Annotated in this window: 17 protein-coding genes; 4 read left to right on the plus strand and 13 right to left on the minus strand. The window is 52.8% G+C overall.

Translation table 11 applies throughout. The annotated features are described in order from the left end of the window. Positions 1-20: 20 nt before the first annotated feature. On the minus strand, positions 21-470 hold the full coding sequence (locus E4T81_RS08235) for a GatB/YqeY domain-containing protein (protein ID WP_135043286.1): 450 nt from the start codon (positions 468-470) through the stop codon (positions 21-23). A gap of 249 nt (positions 471-719) precedes the next feature. Between E4T81_RS08235 and E4T81_RS08240 the strand changes: the two genes are divergently transcribed. The 3 genes from E4T81_RS08240 to E4T81_RS08250 are packed head-to-tail and all read left to right on the plus strand — an operon-like array spanning position 720 to position 2,989. Beyond that, complete coding sequence (locus E4T81_RS08240) at positions 720-1,694, plus strand: 4Fe-4S binding protein (protein WP_135043288.1); 975 nt, start codon at positions 720-722, stop codon at positions 1,692-1,694. Between the two features lie 3 nt (positions 1,695-1,697). Continuing rightward, positions 1,698-2,492 (plus strand): thymidylate synthase, encoded by a 795-nt coding sequence (locus tag E4T81_RS08245; protein WP_135043291.1) that lies wholly within the window; start codon positions 1,698-1,700, stop codon positions 2,490-2,492. After that, a complete protein-coding gene (locus E4T81_RS08250) occupies positions 2,489-2,989 on the plus strand; it encodes a dihydrofolate reductase (protein WP_135043293.1) in 501 nt (166 codons plus the stop codon). The genes E4T81_RS08245 and E4T81_RS08250 overlap by 4 nt, the downstream gene beginning before the upstream one ends. Here E4T81_RS08250 and era read toward each other — a convergent pair whose 3' ends face one another. The 10 genes from era to pyrH form a co-directional block, all read right to left on the minus strand. After that, positions 2,990-3,880: a GTPase Era gene (era, locus tag E4T81_RS08255; RefSeq protein ID WP_135043296.1), complete on the minus strand. Its 891-nt coding sequence runs from the start codon at positions 3,878-3,880 to the stop codon at positions 2,990-2,992. It abuts the gene before it with no gap. Between the two features lie 102 nt (positions 3,881-3,982). Then, complete coding sequence (locus E4T81_RS08260) at positions 3,983-4,531, minus strand: YhcH/YjgK/YiaL family protein (protein WP_135043298.1); 549 nt, start codon at positions 4,529-4,531, stop codon at positions 3,983-3,985. Positions 4,532-4,888: 357 nt separating this feature from the next. After that, on the minus strand, positions 4,889-5,353 hold the full coding sequence (locus E4T81_RS08265; RefSeq protein ID WP_135043301.1) for a hypothetical protein: 465 nt from the start codon (positions 5,351-5,353) through the stop codon (positions 4,889-4,891). 33 nt (positions 5,354-5,386) lie between these two features. Continuing rightward, positions 5,387-5,782, minus strand: coding sequence for a hypothetical protein (locus E4T81_RS08270; protein ID WP_135043304.1), 396 nt, complete (start codon positions 5,780-5,782; stop codon positions 5,387-5,389). A 184-nt stretch (positions 5,783-5,966) separates the two neighbouring features. Further along, on the minus strand, positions 5,967-6,539 hold the full coding sequence (locus E4T81_RS08275) for a peptidylprolyl isomerase (protein ID WP_135043307.1): 573 nt from the start codon (positions 6,537-6,539) through the stop codon (positions 5,967-5,969). 76 nt (positions 6,540-6,615) lie between these two features. Next, positions 6,616-7,986 carry a magnesium transporter gene (mgtE, locus tag E4T81_RS08280; RefSeq protein WP_135043309.1) on the minus strand — a complete coding sequence of 457 codons (1,371 nt, stop codon included), beginning with the start codon at positions 7,984-7,986 and terminating at the stop codon, positions 6,616-6,618. Next, the gene (gene rsmA, locus E4T81_RS08285) at positions 7,986-8,783 is read right to left on the minus strand and encodes a 16S rRNA (adenine(1518)-N(6)/adenine(1519)-N(6))-dimethyltransferase RsmA (protein WP_135043312.1); all 798 of its coding nucleotides are present in this window, start codon (positions 8,781-8,783) and stop codon (positions 7,986-7,988) included. The genes mgtE and rsmA overlap by 1 nt, the downstream gene beginning before the upstream one ends. A gap of 29 nt (positions 8,784-8,812) precedes the next feature. Next, entirely contained in the window at positions 8,813-9,265 is a 453-nt protein-coding gene (bcp, locus tag E4T81_RS08290) for a thioredoxin-dependent thiol peroxidase (RefSeq protein WP_135043315.1), read from the minus strand. A gap of 16 nt (positions 9,266-9,281) precedes the next feature. Continuing rightward, entirely contained in the window at positions 9,282-9,842 is a 561-nt protein-coding gene (gene frr / locus E4T81_RS08295) for a ribosome recycling factor (protein ID WP_135043318.1), read from the minus strand. Between the two features lie 22 nt (positions 9,843-9,864). Further along, positions 9,865-10,575, minus strand: a complete 711-nt coding sequence (gene pyrH, locus E4T81_RS08300) for a UMP kinase (protein WP_135043322.1) — start codon at positions 10,573-10,575, stop codon at positions 9,865-9,867. Positions 10,576-10,640: 65 nt separating this feature from the next. Here pyrH and E4T81_RS08305 point away from each other — a divergent pair, with 65 nt between their 5' ends. Continuing rightward, complete coding sequence (locus tag E4T81_RS08305; protein ID WP_135043325.1) at positions 10,641-11,393, plus strand: lipopolysaccharide assembly protein LapB; 753 nt, start codon at positions 10,641-10,643, stop codon at positions 11,391-11,393. A gap of 1,318 nt (positions 11,394-12,711) precedes the next feature. Here E4T81_RS08305 and secD read toward each other — a convergent pair. Together secD and E4T81_RS08315 are read right to left on the minus strand one after the other, a co-directional pair. Further along, positions 12,712-15,597, minus strand: coding sequence for a protein translocase subunit SecD (secD, locus tag E4T81_RS08310; RefSeq protein ID WP_135043327.1), 2,886 nt, complete (start codon positions 15,595-15,597; stop codon positions 12,712-12,714). A 162-nt stretch (positions 15,598-15,759) separates the two neighbouring features. Continuing rightward, positions 15,760-16,716: a PCMD domain-containing protein gene (locus E4T81_RS08315; RefSeq protein ID WP_135043330.1), complete on the minus strand. Its 957-nt coding sequence runs from the start codon at positions 16,714-16,716 to the stop codon at positions 15,760-15,762. Between the last annotated feature and the right edge of the window lie 81 nt (positions 16,717-16,797).

The following is a 16,797-nucleotide window of genomic DNA, read 5'->3' on the forward strand; positions in this document are numbered from 1 at the left end:
ATGATGATGTAGTTGTTTTTTTAAGCGAGTAGTTCCTTGACCTTTGCCGAGATGGCGCGACCGTCGGCACGTCCGGCGAGAGCCTTCGATGCGACTCCCATTACCTTTCCCATCTCTTTTGCCGAAGTGGCACCGGTCTGTGCTATAATCTTGCGCAGCTCCTCGGTCAGCTCTTCCTCAGTCAGCTGCTTGGGCAGATATTCCTCGATGATTGCCGCCTGTGCGGTCTCGTCACCGGCGAGGTCGGCGCGGTTTTGTGAATTATATATTTCAGCACTTTCCTTGCGCTGCTTTACCATCTTGACGAGGATTTTCATCGCTGCATCGTCGGATAGCACGCCATCGGCTCCGGGAGCTGTCTTTGCTTCCAGAAATTCTTTTTTGACACCGCGGAGAGTCTCAAGCCTCACGCGGTCCTTGGCGAGCATTGCCGACTTGATGTCGGCGCTGATTTTGTCAAATAAATCCATTTGCTATGAATATTTTAAATTTAAATAACTCAATGTCAGGCAATCCCTGCGCTGTCACGTCATTTCTTGACTTTCATTATTATTCTGACTGGCGACAGCCGCCGGATGCAAGCTAAAACTCTTCAAAAATCATAAGACAACACTTCATGACTGTGTATCAGCCGATTTTTGAGGGTTGGTTTCGCAAAATTACTAATAATAAGATATTGATTGAAATTTTATTCGTGGATTTTTGTAATTTTGTTGAATATGAGCGGAAGGGCAGCATCAAGGACGGGATTGAGACGGTGGCGCATAGTCATCTCCGTCGCCATCTTCGTGATGGTGACGCTGCTTTGGGTTGAATACAGTGAACTATTTCTCCGCCCGCTCGGCTGGGTGTCGCGAGTGCAGGTGTTTCCCGTAGCCACAGGAATCTCTTTGGTCGTGGTGGTGTTCTGGCTGCTTGCCTCGCTGCTTTTCGGGCGTGTATATTGCTCGACTGTGTGTCCTGTCGGGACATGGCTTGATATCGTTGGACATGCCGGTCGTCTTACCCGCAGAGGGGCGGCGCGCGACTACCGCTACTCTCCGGCGCTTACGCGCTGGCGCTACGTCTCTCTCGGGGTGTTTGCGGTGAGCATTGTCGCCGGGATAGCCGTCATCCCCGCGATTCTGGAGCCTTATACCCAATACAGCCGCTTTGTCATAAACGTGCTGAAACCCGGCTGGGGCTGGCTCAACAATCAGCTTGCGGCTCTCGGTAACGCTACCGGATGGTGGGACATGTATTATGTAGGTCATGTAGAGGCATCCTTGTTTGCTGTCTTGCTGTCGGTTGTCACTGTCATCGGGATAAGCATTCCGGCGTGGTTTTTCGGGCGCACATTCTGCAACAGCCTGTGTCCCGTCGGCACTGTGCTCGGGGTCGCCTCGGCGCGCTCGGTGTGGCACATAGATATAGACACTGATTTGTGTACCAACTGCCGCAAGTGTGAATATGCTTGCAAGGCTTCATGTATAAATCTTTCCGACCATGTGGTCGACGGTTCCCGCTGCGTCAACTGCTTTGACTGTATCGACGTGTGTCCCGACGATGCCATATTTTACCGGCCTACCCGCAAGCAGCTGTCGTTTCCTCTTATGCAGCGGCTGTTGCCGCCGAAGGTGACCGCCCCGAGCGCGTCGGCTAATGTGCCTGTCCAGAGGGTTTCCGACCATGTTACAAATGAAAAAAATGACTGAAATATGAAACAATATCTTGACCTGTTGCGCTATGTGAAAGAGAATGGCGCCGATAAGGGTGACCGCACAGGCACCGGAATACACAGCGTGTTTGGCTATCAGATGCGCTTCAACATGGAGGACGGATTTCCACTCCTTACCACCAAGAAACTCCACCTGAAGTCAATCATCCACGAGCTGCTGTGGTTTTTGCAGGGCGACACCAATGTGAAGTATCTCCAGGACAACGGGGTGAGAATCTGGAATGAATGGGCTGACGCCGACGGCGATCTCGGTCCTATCTACGGCTACCAGTGGCGCAAGTGGAAAGATTACAACGGCGGTCACATCGACCAGATTACAGAGGCGATCGAGACGATTAAGCATAATCCCGAGTCGCGACGTATTATTGTGAGCGCCTGGAATGTCGCCGACCTTCCCGACATGAAGCTACCGCCCTGTCATGCGTTTTTCCAGTTTTATGTGGCGGGCGGCAAGCTGAGCCTTCAGCTTTATCAGCGCTCCGCCGATATTTTCCTCGGTGTGCCGTTTAACATCGCGTCCTACGCCTTGCTGCTGCTCATGGTGGCTCAGGTCACCGGACTGAAGCCCGGTGACTTCGTGCATACTCTCGGCGACGCACATATCTATAGCAATCACATGGAGCAGGTCGACCTGCAGCTTACACGCGAGCCGAGAAAGCTCCCGGTGATGAAGCTTAATCCCGACGTGAAGTCGATATTTGATTTCCGTTATGAAGACTTCACTCTTGAAGGCTATGACCCGCATCCTCACATCAAAGCCACAGTAGCCGTATGACGCCGCAGATTACTATTATTGCCGCTGTCGCCCGCAACGGGGCGATAGGGCGCAAGGGCGACCTGCTTTTTCACATCAGTGACGATCTGCGCCGGTTTAAGGCGATAACCCTGGGCAAGCCGGTGATTATGGGGCGCAAGACTTTTGAGTCATTTCCCAACGGCGCGTTGCCCGGACGACGCAATATCGTGATTACCCGCAACAGCTCTTACCGCGCTCCCGGAGTGGAGACAGCCTCCTCCCTCGAAGAGGCGCTGGAACTTGTCGCCAACAGCGCGGAAGCAATGGTGATAGGCGGCGGCGAGATATATAGTCAGGCATTTCCTCTTGCCGGTTTACTGCGTCTTACCCTGATAGATGCGGAAGTCGCCGATGCCGACACTTTCATGCCCCCAGTGGATGAAAAAACGTGGGTAGTGAAAGAGCAGTCAGCTCCATTCACCGACCCACGCAGTGGTGTGACATATTGTTTTGTGGACTACGAAAGACGCCGCTGACTATTCGATATAGCCAAATGAGCGCAGCTTGTTTTCGCGGTTGCGCCAGTCTTTCTCGACCTTGACAAAGAGTTCGAGATAGACATGCTTGTCAAAAAATTTCTCGATGTCCTTTCGTGCCTCTGTGCCGATCCTTTTCAGCATCGAGCCTCCCTTGCCTATTATGATGCCTTTCTGGGAGTCACGCTCGACATAGATGACGGTCATGATGTGGATGCTGTCATCCTTTTCCTCAAATTTCTCCACAACCACCTCTACCGAATAGGGCACTTCCTTGTCAAGGTTGGTGAGCAGTTTCTCGCGTATTATCTCGGTGACGAAGAAGCGCGCCGGCTTGTCGGTGAGCGCGTCCTTGCCGAAGTAGGGAGGCGCTACCGGGAGCAGTTCGATGATGCGGTGCATGAGGGTGTCTACATTAAATCCGAGCTTTGCCGAGGTGGGAAACACTTCGGCATTGGGAAGCAGCTCATTCCATCGGCCCACAATCTTTTCAAGTTCTTCATTGCCCTTGAGCAGGTCTACCTTGTTGATGACAAGCAGCACAGGCACTTTCTCCTTTGCCACCTTGGCAAGAAAATCGGCGTTTTTAGTGGGATCCTCCACCACGTCGGTCACGTAAAGCAGCACGTCGGCGTCGGTGAGCGCCCCTTCCGAGAACTCTCTCATCGCCTCCTGCATCTTATAGTTGGGCTTCAGCACACCGGGGGTGTCGGAAAATACAATCTGATATTCGTCGGTGTTCACGATGCCGGTTATGCGATGGCGCGTGGTCTGGGCTTTGGAGGTTATGATGCTTATGCGCTCGCCCACAAGGTCGTTCATAAGCGTGGATTTGCCTACATTGGGATTGCCCACGATGTTGACAAATCCTGATTTATGGTTTTCATTCATAATCTTGAATTTTGGTTATTATCTTATATAACAAATACGGGGCGGAAATATTTCATCATACCCCGTATTTATAGCCGGCATCGGTAAGCGGTAGGTCGCCGCTTACTTCGCATATTCAATCTTGCCGACGAGCTTGCGGCTTGTCACGGCGTCGCCCTCTCCCTTGACCGACGGCTGGTGCATGTCGGCGGGGAAGTAGAGGAAGAAGCGGTCGGGGGTGGCGGGAGTGTAGTCGACATCACCCTCGATGGCGTAGAATGTGCGGTCCTTCACCGGGTCATAGTCGGTCACGGGGGTCACCTTGTGGGCAAGTCCCATGACCTCATTGCCTTCGTAGGTGTACTGGAGGTCGATGAAGTCCTTGTGTGATTCGGTTTTTGTCTCGGCCGCACACTTGGGGGTGTATTCAAGCACGTTGATCCAAAGGCGTCCTTCTTCAAGCACTATTTTGCCCGGCTGAAGGGTCTTCGGGTCAGTTTCGGCGAGATATTTGAAAAGCTTGTCCCACAAAGGCTTGTTGAGCTCATACTGTGTGGCAAACTCTACTGCGTCTATCGACTTGTCGGCAATGGCGTCCCAGCCATTTGCCCACGCGCGGCTGTCGACCCATTTCTGAGCCTCCTCGCGGTTGATTTCAGGTTTTGTTGACATAGCTTGTGTATTGGTTATTATGGTATTTTCACAAAATTACTCAACTTCCACCGATTATCCAAAACAGTGACTGATAGATTTTGCATGGAAAGTCCCTTTGTTGATTAGAGAGGGAAGACTGTTGAAAGCCCTCCCTCTTGTCCCTTATTTCAAAGGGCGACCGTCACACATGTCAGAAAGAGTTGACAGTCCGAATACAATAAATACAAGTATGAACATCATGACTTATAAAATTTAATGGTTAAACACTTGTGTGAGGGGATTGCTCCCCCCGTAAAGACTGTCGACTCCGGTGACCGGTTTGCACAAATATAGTGGTTTATGTTGGTAACTGCAAATGATTTGCCCGTTTGTGATTCATGAAGAGGGGGTGATACGCGGCGGGGTGATTGCCGGCGGCATGAGGAGGCGGATGGTGTCAAGGTCGCGGTTGAGGTGGATTGCAAATTCGGAAGCGGCACCGGGATCGATTCCGGCGTAACATGTAAGGAGTGTTGCCGAGGCTATGGCGCGCTCGACAGCGTGACGCATGGTCGCGGCGGCACCGTCGGTGGTTGTAGCCGGCACTCTTACCGATAGCGGCATGAGCATTTCTGTGTCTTCGCCGGGGTGTATCGACTCGATGGAGCCTACGGCGTCAAGGGCTACACGGAGAAAAGAGGCGCGGATGACGGGGATGAGCGCATTGCGGTGTCCCGGTGTCAGGAGTTCCGGGACGGGAGAATCGACAGGGGCGATAGAGTGACGGAGTGCGGCTGTGGCATATATCTCTTTCGCGACTGCCTCGACTGAGATTGAAATGTGGATTGTCAGGTAGTTCATAATAGTGGCTGGTTTATGGCGATGAATGATGTGTCAGAGGTTTGATTTGCGGCGGCGATTGTAGCCGCGCACTATTTTCACGGCATATTGCGGAGAGATGAAAAATGCCGACGCTTTTTCTTCAGTGATGACGGCGACTACTGCGTCAAGGATTGTCATGCGGGGATTGATGGCGACCTTTGCGGCGACTTTGTCAAAGATTTCTGTCCAGAGCCGCTGTGACATTCTGCGTGTTGGTATTTTACCATGATTTCGCATGTCAAGTACCCTTCGGTAGGCGTAGTCGACATCGACGTAGTAGCGCGGGGCGCGTGCGGTGACTGCCGTCTCGATTGCTGCACGGTCGCGGTTTCGCTGCCATGCAGGATGGTTCATGCACTCGTGGAGGAAGTCGGAGTCGCGTTGAGGCGAGAATGTGTGGGTCTTCATAGTATTTTGCCTTTTTGTGGTTTATTGTGTTGCAAATATACAACACAAAATGGGCGAAATACAAGTATTGCTATGTTAAAATCGGTTAATACGGCTTCTCGTTGCGTGAAGAGAAATAATGAAAAGGCTCCGGTCGCGCAGTCACGCAACCGGAGCCTTGATTCCGTTATTTTTTTCTAATGCATTAGTGGCATCCGCATCCGTCGCCACATCCGTGGTCGCCACACGCGCCGTCGCCGCAGTGGTCGTGGTCACATCCGCAACCGCATCCGTGGGCGGGCTGTAGCTCTTCAGGTGTAGCGTCGCGCACAGTGACTACCTTGCCCTTGAAGCGCACGTCCTTGCCAGCGAGCGGATGGTTGAAATCCATTTCTACCTTGTCGTCGGTCACGGCAAGCACCTTGCCGTTGAGGCGGAAACCGTCGGCTGTCATCATGGGGATGTCGGCGCCGGTCTTGATATGTTCGGCGTCAAACTTGCCGTCGATTTCAAATACGCTCTTGTCAAGCTGCACTATCTGCTCGGGGTCGGGCATTCCGAAAGCTTCGGCTGCCGCCACATTTACGTCAAACTCCTCTCCGGCAGCGAGTCCGTCAAGCGCTTTTTCGAGGGGCGCTATGACTCCGCGGGTCACGCCAAACACGATGCGTTCGGGGTTTTCCGGGTCGACCTGATGCACGAGCTGCTCGCCATCGTTATCTTTAACATAGAGGTCATATATCATTTCGACATATTTGCCTGGCTTAATCTGTTCCATATCTTCAAATATTTTTTAATTGATAATTAGTAGTATAACAAAAACCGCGCCAAAAATGATTGCCGCCGAGGCTGCGTCACATGCCGGGTGTCATCGCCGACAGGAGCGCCGAACTGATTGACATGTATATCACCATGCCTATGATATCGTTGGTGATGGAGATGAACGGGCCTGTGGCAAGCGCAGGGTCAATCTTGAACCGCTCCAGGGTCAAGGGGACAAATGTGCCGAATATAGACGCAAACACTACCACGGCAAACAGTGACAGTGACACGGCTATGGTGGTTACCTGGGCGGGTCCGAGAGCAAACACGTTGTAGACAAAGACCAGTAGCGAGATTATGCACGCGTTGAGGAGTCCGACTCCGAGTTCCTTGAACAGCTGCTTTGCCGAGCCGCTCACGTCGAGCGAGCCGTTGGCGAGTCCCTGCACGATGATTGCCGACGACTGGATGCCGACGTTTCCTCCCGTACCGCCGATAAGCGGTATGAACAGAGCCATGGCCGGATTGACCGCAAATCCCGACTCAAAGTGACCGAGGATAAGCGAGTTGCCGATACCGCCGAGTATTCCTATCAGGAGCCACGGCAGGCGTGCCTTGGTCTGGTTGAAGAGGGTGTCGTCGCTTTCAACGTCACCGGAAAGACCTGATGCGAGCTGATAGTCACGTTCGCTCTGCTCGCGCGCCTCGTCCATTACATCATCGACGGTAATCTGACCCACAAGCCTGCCTATCGAGTCGACAACCGGCATCGCTACAAGGTCATATTTCTCGAAGTCGAGAGTAAGCTCGTCGACAGGAGTGTCGGTCTTGACCGAGACGGGGTCGACCTCCATCACGTGTTTTATCTTTGACACTGAAGGATGGGTGATCATCTTTTTCAGCGGGAACACTCCGCGCAGGCGATAGTCATTGTCGACCACATACACGTAGTATATCTCGTCAAGGTCCTCTGCCTGACGGCGCATCTCCTGGACACACTGCGGCATGCTCCAATTCTCGTTGACGACAATCATCTCCGTGCCCATAAGACCGCCGGCTGTGTCCTCGTCATATTTCAGCAGGTCAATGATGTCGCCTGCCTGCTCCACGTTGTCTATATGTGACAGGATTTCATCCCTGTCCTCCTCGTCGAGTTCCTGGATGATGTCGACGGCGTCGTCGGTGTCGAGATGGTCGATGACCTGGCGCGCTATGTCTTCGCTCGACATCGCGCTCAGGAGCTTGTGGCGGTCATCCTCGTCAAGCTCCATCAAGACATCGGCTGCGGTCTGGTCGTCAAGGAGGCGGAAGAGAAATTCCGCCTCGTCGATGTCCAGGTCCTGATATAGCTCCGCGATGTCGGCAGGGTGGAGCGCTGTCAGCTCCTTGCGCGCCGCCTCTTCGTCGTGGCGCGTTATGATGTCGCGGAGGAAGTCAAGATATTCGGGTGTATATTCTTTCATTAATCATTGGTTGCGGCGTCGCGCATGGCGGCGACACGATTGGTAAGGTCGATGAACTGAGCGACACTCAGCTGTTCGGGACGCGCTCCCCACACCGGGTCGTCGCCCAAGGCGGCACCGGGGGGCAAAAGCCCGCGGATGGAGTTGCGCAAGGTCTTGCGGCGCTGTCCGAACGTGGTCTTTACGATTGTCTTGAATAGCTTCTCGTCGCAGCCGAGGTCGGTAACGCCGTTGCGAGTGCAGCGTATTACGCCCGACTTGACCTTTGGCGGCGGGTTGAAGACATGTTCATCGACGGTGAACAGATATTCCACGTCATACCATGCCTGCAGAAGCACGCTAAGGATGCCGTAGACTTTTGAGCCCGGGGAGGCGGCGAGCCTCTCCGCCACCTCTTTCTGCAACATTCCGGAGCAGCAGGGAATCAGGTCGCGGTAGTCGAGAACCTTGAAAAATATCTGCGAGGATATGTTGTAGGGATAATTACCGATGACGCAGAAAGGCTTGCCGCCCATAACGTCGGCAAGATCCATCTTCAGGAAGTCGCCTTCGATAATCCTGCCTTTCAAGTCGGGGAAATTGGCGGTAAGATACTCGACACTTTCCGTGTCGATTTCCACCACTTTCACGTCATGTCCTTCATCAAGGAGAAAGCGGGTGAGCACCCCCATGCCGGGGCCTATCTCCAGTACCGGCTCTCCCTTGAACCCGTCGAGCGTGGCAGCTATGCGTCCGGCTATCGACAGGTCGGTCAGAAAGTGTTGACCGAGAGCTTTTTTAGGCTTGACTTTCTGCATCTTTATTGTAATTGGTGGTTAAGATTCGTTTATTTTACGATACCGAGCAGCTGGGAAGCGGCGTTTTTGGTGTCGACTTTCTTGATGACGTGGGTTATGTTATGGTCGGCATCGGTGACAAACGTCGTGCGAACCGTGCCCATATATTCCCTTCCACACATCTTTTTCAACTGCCACACGCCAAACTCGCTGTTGACGGCTCCTTCCGGGTCGCTCAGAAGAGTGAACGGAAGAGAATGTTTTTCTGCAAATTTGGCATGGCTCGCAGCCGAGTCCTTGCTTATGCCGATAATCTCGTAGCCGAGATCGCGCAGCTCGGCATAACCGTCGCGCAGCGAACACGCCTCGGCAGTGCAACCCGGAGTATTGTCCTTCGGGTAGAAATACACGATGAGCGGCTTGCCGGCGAAGTCTGACGCCTTGACTTCATTTCCGTTGGCGTCATATCCGAGCAGTTGTGGTAATTTGTCGCCTATTTCCATTTCCGGTATATCGTTATTATACGGTAAGTATCTCCTTCTCTTTTGCTGCGAAAAGGTCGTCGATTTTCTTCAGGTACTTGTCGTGAAGTTTCTGCACCTGTGCTTCAGCGTCTTTCTCGACATCTTCAGGCATGCCCTGCTTGACAGCCTTCTTCAGCCCGTCGATAGCGTCGCGGCGCGCGTTTCTTACTGATACCTTGGCATTTTCAGCCTCGCCCTTCGACTGCTTTACGAGAGCCTTGCGGCGGTCTTCGGTAAGCGGGGGGATAGAGAGGCGTATCACCTCGCCGTTGTTTTCGGGAGTGATGCCAAGTTCTGAATTGATGATTGCCTTCTCGATTTCCTTGAACATGGCTTTTTCCCAGGGGGTGATGGTGATTGTGCGTGCATCGGGCACACTTACGTTTGCCACATTGCCAACAGGCACTGCGCTGCCGTAATATTCGACACGGATGCCATCAAGGATTTTGGGGTTTGCCTTGCCGGCGCGGATGTGGGCGAGCGATTCGTCAAGATAGGCTACTGCCATCTCCATCTTCTCCTCAGCGGGGTCAAGATAAGTCTTTACGTCAGTCATGATTTCAGTTATTTTAGTGTAATTAATAAACGAGAGTACCGATTGGTTCACCTTCAAGCACCTTTTTAAGATTACCGGGGGTGTCCATGTCAAAAACTATTATCGGGAGTTTGTTTTCCTTGCAAAGCGCGGTGGCAGTAAGGTCCATGACCTTTAGTCCGCGGTTGTAGACTTCATCATAGGTGATTTCGGCAAACTTTGTCGCGGTCGGGTCCTTTTCCGGGTCGGCTGTGTAGATTCCGTCGACGCGGGTGCCTTTCATCATCACTTCGGCTTCGACCTCGATGCCTCGCAGAGCCGAACCGGTGTCGGTCGTGAAGAACGGGTTGCCTGTGCCGCCCGAGATTATTGCCACGGCACCGCCCTGCATCGCCTCGATGGCGCGCCACTTGCTGTAGTGTTCACCGATGGGAAACATGTTGATTGCGGTAAACACCTTTGCCGGCTGTCCGGCGGCTTCGAGTGCCGAGCTAAGCGCAAGCGAATTGATTACAGTAGCAAGCATGCCCATCTGGTCGCCTTTCACGCGGTCAAAGCCTTTTGACGCGCCCGAGAGTCCACGGAATATGTTGCCGCCGCCGATTACGATTGCCACTTCGACGCCCGATGCCGCTACTTCGTGTATCTGCTCGGCATACTGGTTAAGGCGTTTGGTATCGATTCCGTAACCCTGCTCGCCCATAAGCGATTCGCCGCTCAATTTCAATAATATGCGCTTATATTTTGTTCTCATCTCGATAAATTGTATATTTATATTGTTTTTTAGTTTAGCAAAGATAATAAAAACAAATTAAAGAGATGTCTAATTTGTCATTTTCCATTCGTAATGTTTTGTTGTGCCTCGTGATTGGGGGCATGTCGTGTGGCGTCAGTGTCGCGGGAACGCGTGATTATGAGGCGACGGCTGCAAAGGCGCAGCGTTTTTTCAAATACCAGGAGTGGGCAAACGCCGCTGCCATGTATGAGATTATGCTGGAAGACAGCGCGAAGGTTGTTGACACATATGCCCGGGCCATAGCAGTGGCGGGTATGCGCAAGCTGCCCGACTATCAGATGTCGCTGCTTGAGCGCGCGCAGGCCAATCTGATACCGATGGGCGACGTGCTGAGAGGGGTGCAGCAAGTGAGCTTTGCGATGGGGCATAATTCGCTCTACGAAAACTTCCTGTTGCTCGTCAAGGAGCGTCAGCCCTGGCTCACACGCAGCATCGAGAAGCAGCTGTTGAGCTATTATATGTTCAGGCGCAATGCCCCGGAGATAATACGCTACAGCCGCATAATGCTTTCCGGCGCACCTGACAATGCCGAATATCTCTCCAACCTCGCCACCGGCTACATGCTTGAGGGCAACGACACCGACGGCATTGCCACTTACAAGCGGCTGCTTGAATATCACCCGGGCAACTACAAGACTCTGCTTGTACTTGGAAATTACTATGACTTGAAGGGCGACACCGCGCAGGCGCTGCGCTATCTGCGTCAAGCCGACTCGATACAGCCGACTCCCTACGTCACCGAAATCCTGAAGCGCCTCGCCCCGCAACCGCGATAAACACGACAATCGCTTGCGATTCACCGCGCAGCTGTAATACACTCTTGCGTGACATCACCACACAGAGGCAATGTAGGGGCGATGTGGTTTGCATGCGGTAATTTGCATGCGGTGATGTGTTGGCATTTGCAGGGGGGTGTGTTGGCATATACATGCAATGTAGGGGCGAGTGGAAGCTCGCCCGCGTATCGTCCTGTGGTGGTATAGTTGTGTCGCCGGTGTGGGAATGGATGCATTGTGTGTGTTTCGGGCGAGCTTCCACTCGCCCCTACAGCTACGCGATGGTGTTTGCATGCGGTAATTTGCATGCGGTGATGTGTTGGCATTTGCAGGGGGTGTTGTATTGGCATATACATGCAGTGTAGGGGCGAGTGGAAGCTCGCCCGCGTATCGTCCTGTGGTGGTATTGTTGTGTCGCCGGCGTGGGAATGGATGGATTGTGTGTGTTTCGGGCGAGCTTCCACTCGCCCCTACAGCTACGCGATGGGGTTTGCATGCGGTAATTTGCAGGGGGTGATGTGTTGGCATATACATGCAGTGTAGGGGCGAGTGGAATCTCGCCCGCGTATCGTCCTGTGGTGGTATTGTTGTGTCGCCGGCGAGGGAATGGATTCATTGTGTGTGTTTCGGGCGAGCTTCCACTCGCCCCTACAGCTACGCGATGAGGTTTGCATGCGGTAATTTGCATGCGGTGATGTGTTGGCATTTGCAGGGGGGTGTTGTGTTGGCATATACATGCAGTGTAGGGGCGAGTGGAAGCCCGCCCGCGTATTGTCCTGTGGTGGTATTGTTTTGTCGCCGGCGTGGGAATGGATGCATTGTGTGTGTTTCGGGCGAGCTTCCACTCGCCCCTACAGCTACGCGATGAGGTTTGCATGCGGTAATTTGCATGCGGTGATGTGTTGTCATTTGCAGGGGGTGATGTGTTGGCATATACATGCAGTGTAGGGGCGAGTGGAAGCTCGCCCGCGTATCGTCCTGTGGTGGTATAGTTGTGTCGCCGGCGTGGGAATGGATGCATTGTGAGTGTTTCGGGCGAGCTTCCACTCGCCCCTACAGCTACGCGATGAGGTTTGCATGCGGTGATGTGTTGACATTTGCAGGGGGTGTTGTGTTGGCATATACATGCAGTGTAGGGGCGAGTGGAAGCTCGCCCGAAATACCAACCATGCGGACTCACAATCTATCCCCTGCCCGGGATACCAAAATATATGCATTGCGCCCGGTGCCCAATCTTGCAAAGCAATGCCTTATAATTGACAATAAAAAAGCAGGCTACCCTGGTGGATAGCCTGCCCGGTTATAGTAAAGGTTGGGATTATGCTTTCTTTGCGTTGCGGCGACGGTCGGTCAGGTAAGCTACGGGAGCTGCGACATAGATGGTCGCGAGTGTACCGGTGATTACGCCGAAGAGCATTGCGAAGGTGAAGCTGCGGATTGAATCGCCACCGAGGATGAAGATACAGAGAAGCACAAGGAGGGTAGAGCATGAGGTCATGATTGTACGACCCAATGTGCTGTTCATTGAATTGTTGATGGTGGTGAAGAAATCCTGCTTCGGATAAAGCTGCATGTTTTCGCGCACACGGTCAAATACCACCACCGTATCGTTAATCTGGTAACCGATTACGGTAAGTATTGCCGCGATAAACGACTGGTCGATTTCCATCGAGAAGGGCAGCACACCCCAGAAGAGTGAGTAGAAGCCGATGATTGTGAACGCAGTGAACGCTACGGCTGCGAGTGCGCCTACCGAGAACGCTACGTTGTGGAAACGGATCAGAATGTAGAGGAACATGGCGATGAGCGAGAGGATTACGGCTATATAGGCGTCTTTCTTCATGTCGGCTGCAATAGTCGGACCCACTTTCTGTGAGCTCTGTATACCTATGTTCTCGTTGGTGGTAGAGAAGTCGGTGAGTGACATTCCGCCAAGCTCGCTGCTGAGACCCTTGTAAAGGATTTCAGTGATTTCAGCGTCAACGCCGTCGGTCTCCTCGTTAATCTTGTAGTTGGTGGAGATACGCACCTTGGTGTCGTTGTCGATGGTGATGACAGAGAGTGAAGAGTTGGGGAACATCGGGGCAAGTTTCTGCTGGAGTTCGGCAGTCTTTACAGGATGGTCAAACTGCACGATGTAGTTGCGTCCTCCGGAGAAGTCGATACCCTGGTTCATTCCGCGTGCAAAGAGCGATACAACAACGATTGCAACGAAGATGCCGCATATGATGAACGATATCTTGCGTGCGCCAAGGAAGTTGAACTTGGTGTCGTTGAGCATGTTGCGTGACAGCGGAGTGGTGAAGGTAAGGCGCTTGAAGGGAGCTGTGTTGCCAAATGCCACGAATACCAGACGGGTAAGGAACACTGCCGTAAAGAACGAGCAGACGATACCGATGATAAGGGTGGTTGCAAATCCCTTGATGGGGCCTGTTCCGTAAAGGAGAAGGATTACCGCTGTGATGATTGAGGTAAGGTTAGAGTCAAAGATTGCCGAGAAGGCATTGCTGTAACCGTCGGCGATAGCCTGGCGGATGTTCTTGCCTGCGCGGAGCTCTTCCTTGGCGCGCTCGAAGATAAGCACGTTGGCGTCAACCGCCATACCGAGCGCAAGCACGATACCGGCGATACCTGAAAGGGTGAGCACAGCCTGGAAAGAGGCGAGGATACCCATCGTGAAGAAGAGGTTGCATACAAGACCGATGTTGGCGATAAGTCCGGGGATTACGCCGTAGAAAAGCATCATGAAAATCATCAGGAGCACAAGGGCGATGATGAATGACATGAATCCGTCATGGATTGCCTGCTTTCCGAGCGACGGACCAATCACGGTGTCGCTGATGATGTCAACCTTTGCCGCCATCTTACCTGACTTGAGCACGTTGGCAAGGTCCTTCGCATCTTCAACCGAGAAGTTACCGGTGATCTGTGAGCGACCGCCCTCGATTACAGAGTTGATGCGCGGATAAGAGTATACATGGTCGTCAAGCACGATTGCGACGGGCTTGCCGAGGTTGTTCTGAGTCACGCGTGCCCATGCCTTCGCGCCTTCGCTGTTCATGTTCATTGAAACATAGTTGCCCTGCATGGTCTCGAAGTCGCTTGATGCCGACACTACGACGTCACCGCCGAGAGCGGGCTTGCCGTTGTTTGACTTCAGCGCGATAAGCGTAAACAGCTCTGCCTTGCGGGTTGCGTTGGTTGCGGTATCGGTGTACTGCACTTCCTGAGGCTTAACCTCCCAGCGGAGCTTGAGGTTGGAGGGGAGTATGCGGGCTGCGGTGGCGGTGCCGAGAATCGAGTCGATGATTTCGCGGTGAGCCTGTGTAGCCATACCTACGATGGGGGTGCCTGAGTAGCCCTGACCGTCGAAGTTGCCGAGGAAGGTCTTTGCCACGCCGGCTGAGTCGCTGCGGAGAGCGGTCTCGAGTGACATGAGCTGATTCTGGATTTCGTCAAGGGTGTAGGTCTCGTAAAATTCGAGGTTTGCCGAAGCCTTGAGCAGCTCGCGCACACGGTCATGCTCCTTAACGCCCGGAAGCTCAAGAAGAATCTGACCGTCCTTTTCAAGCTCCTGGATGTTGGGGGCAACGACACCGAACTGGTCGATACGGTTGCGGAGCACATTGGTAGAGCTTGACACACGGTCCTTCACTTCCTGCTTTACGGTGTTTTCAACCTGGTCGGCCGACTCACCGCGCTTTGCGACGTTCTTGAACACGACTGCCATGTCGGCTGTCGGGTCAATGCGCTTATATTCTTTGAAGAAAGCTGCCACGTAGTCGCTGGTCTTGGTCTTTTTCACCACTGAGTCAGTGGCGGCGAGCACGCGGTTGAATGTCTTGTTGTCTTCGGCATTGGCGATTGAACGGAGGATGTCGGGCACTGACACCTGAAGAATCACGTTCATACCACCCTTCAGGTCAAGACCCAAGCCTACGCCCATCTTTTGTACTTGATTGAACGTATAGCCGAATACGGGATAAACTTCCTCTTTACCGATTGAATCGATGTAGTTTTTGTAGGCCTTCTTGTAGGCTTCTCCATTGGCATCGCCGTTAGCGACAACCAGTGCATAAGTTTCCGCCTTCTTCTCATAGCGTGAGGTTACCCAGCTGAACGAGAGGTAGAACAGACACACGAGCACCAAGAAGATTGCTATTACACCGGAGATTACACTTCCGGTAGTACCTTTGCTTTGCATGTGTTGTTAATAATGATATTAAAGTTATGAAATTTTTTAGTGTCTAAATTTTCAAGGTGCAAATATAACTCTTTTTTCCTTTAATATCACAAATACAACTCAATAAAAATGGGCTATAACTCTCTATTGTGAGTTTTTTTAAGGGTTGATTATGGCTTTTTGTCAATAGACAAGCTCGATGTTGTCAATCCAGAGCGTCATGCCGGGTGTGCCCTCGTAGGCGACTCCACATCCCGACGATGCCATCACGAGCAAGTGTGTCGGGGTGGCGTCGGGGCTGTCCCAGCCCACTTCTTTGACCGGGACCATCTTCCCTTTCGAGTTTTTGGCGTAATAGCTGCGCGATGCCGGAATCAGCCCCATGTAGTCTTTGTAATCCTTGTGGGTTGACATGTCACCGTAATATACCGGCAGGTCGTGGCGTGAGACCCAGCCCGATGTCGATCTGGAATAACGCTCCCTGCCTGTGCCGACGCGCTTTGCGTAGATGTTGCCGTCGGCGTCTTCCCACCGGCGTTGCAGAAGTATGTAGACCTCGGCGTTGTCGGCTCCCGGAAGGGGCTTCGACGATGTGCCGGTGGCGCGTATGCGTTGTACGCCCTTCGGTATCTCGAGTCTATAGTCGTAGCGGAGCGCCTTCGGGCGACCGGTGAAAGGTATGCCCATCTCCATTTTTGAATATGGGCTTGAGGTGTTGCGTATCGGCTCGATGTTGTAGCCGAGATAGATTGAGCCTGCGACGAGCACTTTCAGGTTGACCATGCCGAGCACTTTTACCTCCTCTATCATGGTGCAGAGCTTGCAGCAGCGTCCTCCCGCAGGGTTTTTGTCGGGAAACACCGTGTTGCTTGCCTTGACGATTCCCATCACGTTTGCCACGACATTGGATGTCGCCCACGGCGAGCCGCCCATGTTGTGATATGCCTCGGTGCTGTTTATGACCGCATTCGGGGCTATCTCGTAGACCTGCCGGGTGTTTCCCCCTATGATTTTTGATTCGGGGATGTTGCGTGTCACCCAGTTCTCGAAGTTGCCATATTTTATCGGCTCCACTTTCTGGGCTTGCGTGTATGTCGCCGCGGTCAGCAGGCAGGATATTATGAAGGCTCTGTTGCTCATGATAAATAGTTGTGTTGTTGACGTCGCTTTATGCTCTTTTGTCGGCTAATAGTTGAACTGCAAATATATAAATAAAAGGAG

The organism is Barnesiella sp. WM24 (assembly GCF_004570975.1).
In the GTDB taxonomy this organism is placed as follows: Bacteria; Bacteroidota; Bacteroidia; order Bacteroidales; family Muribaculaceae; genus Muribaculum.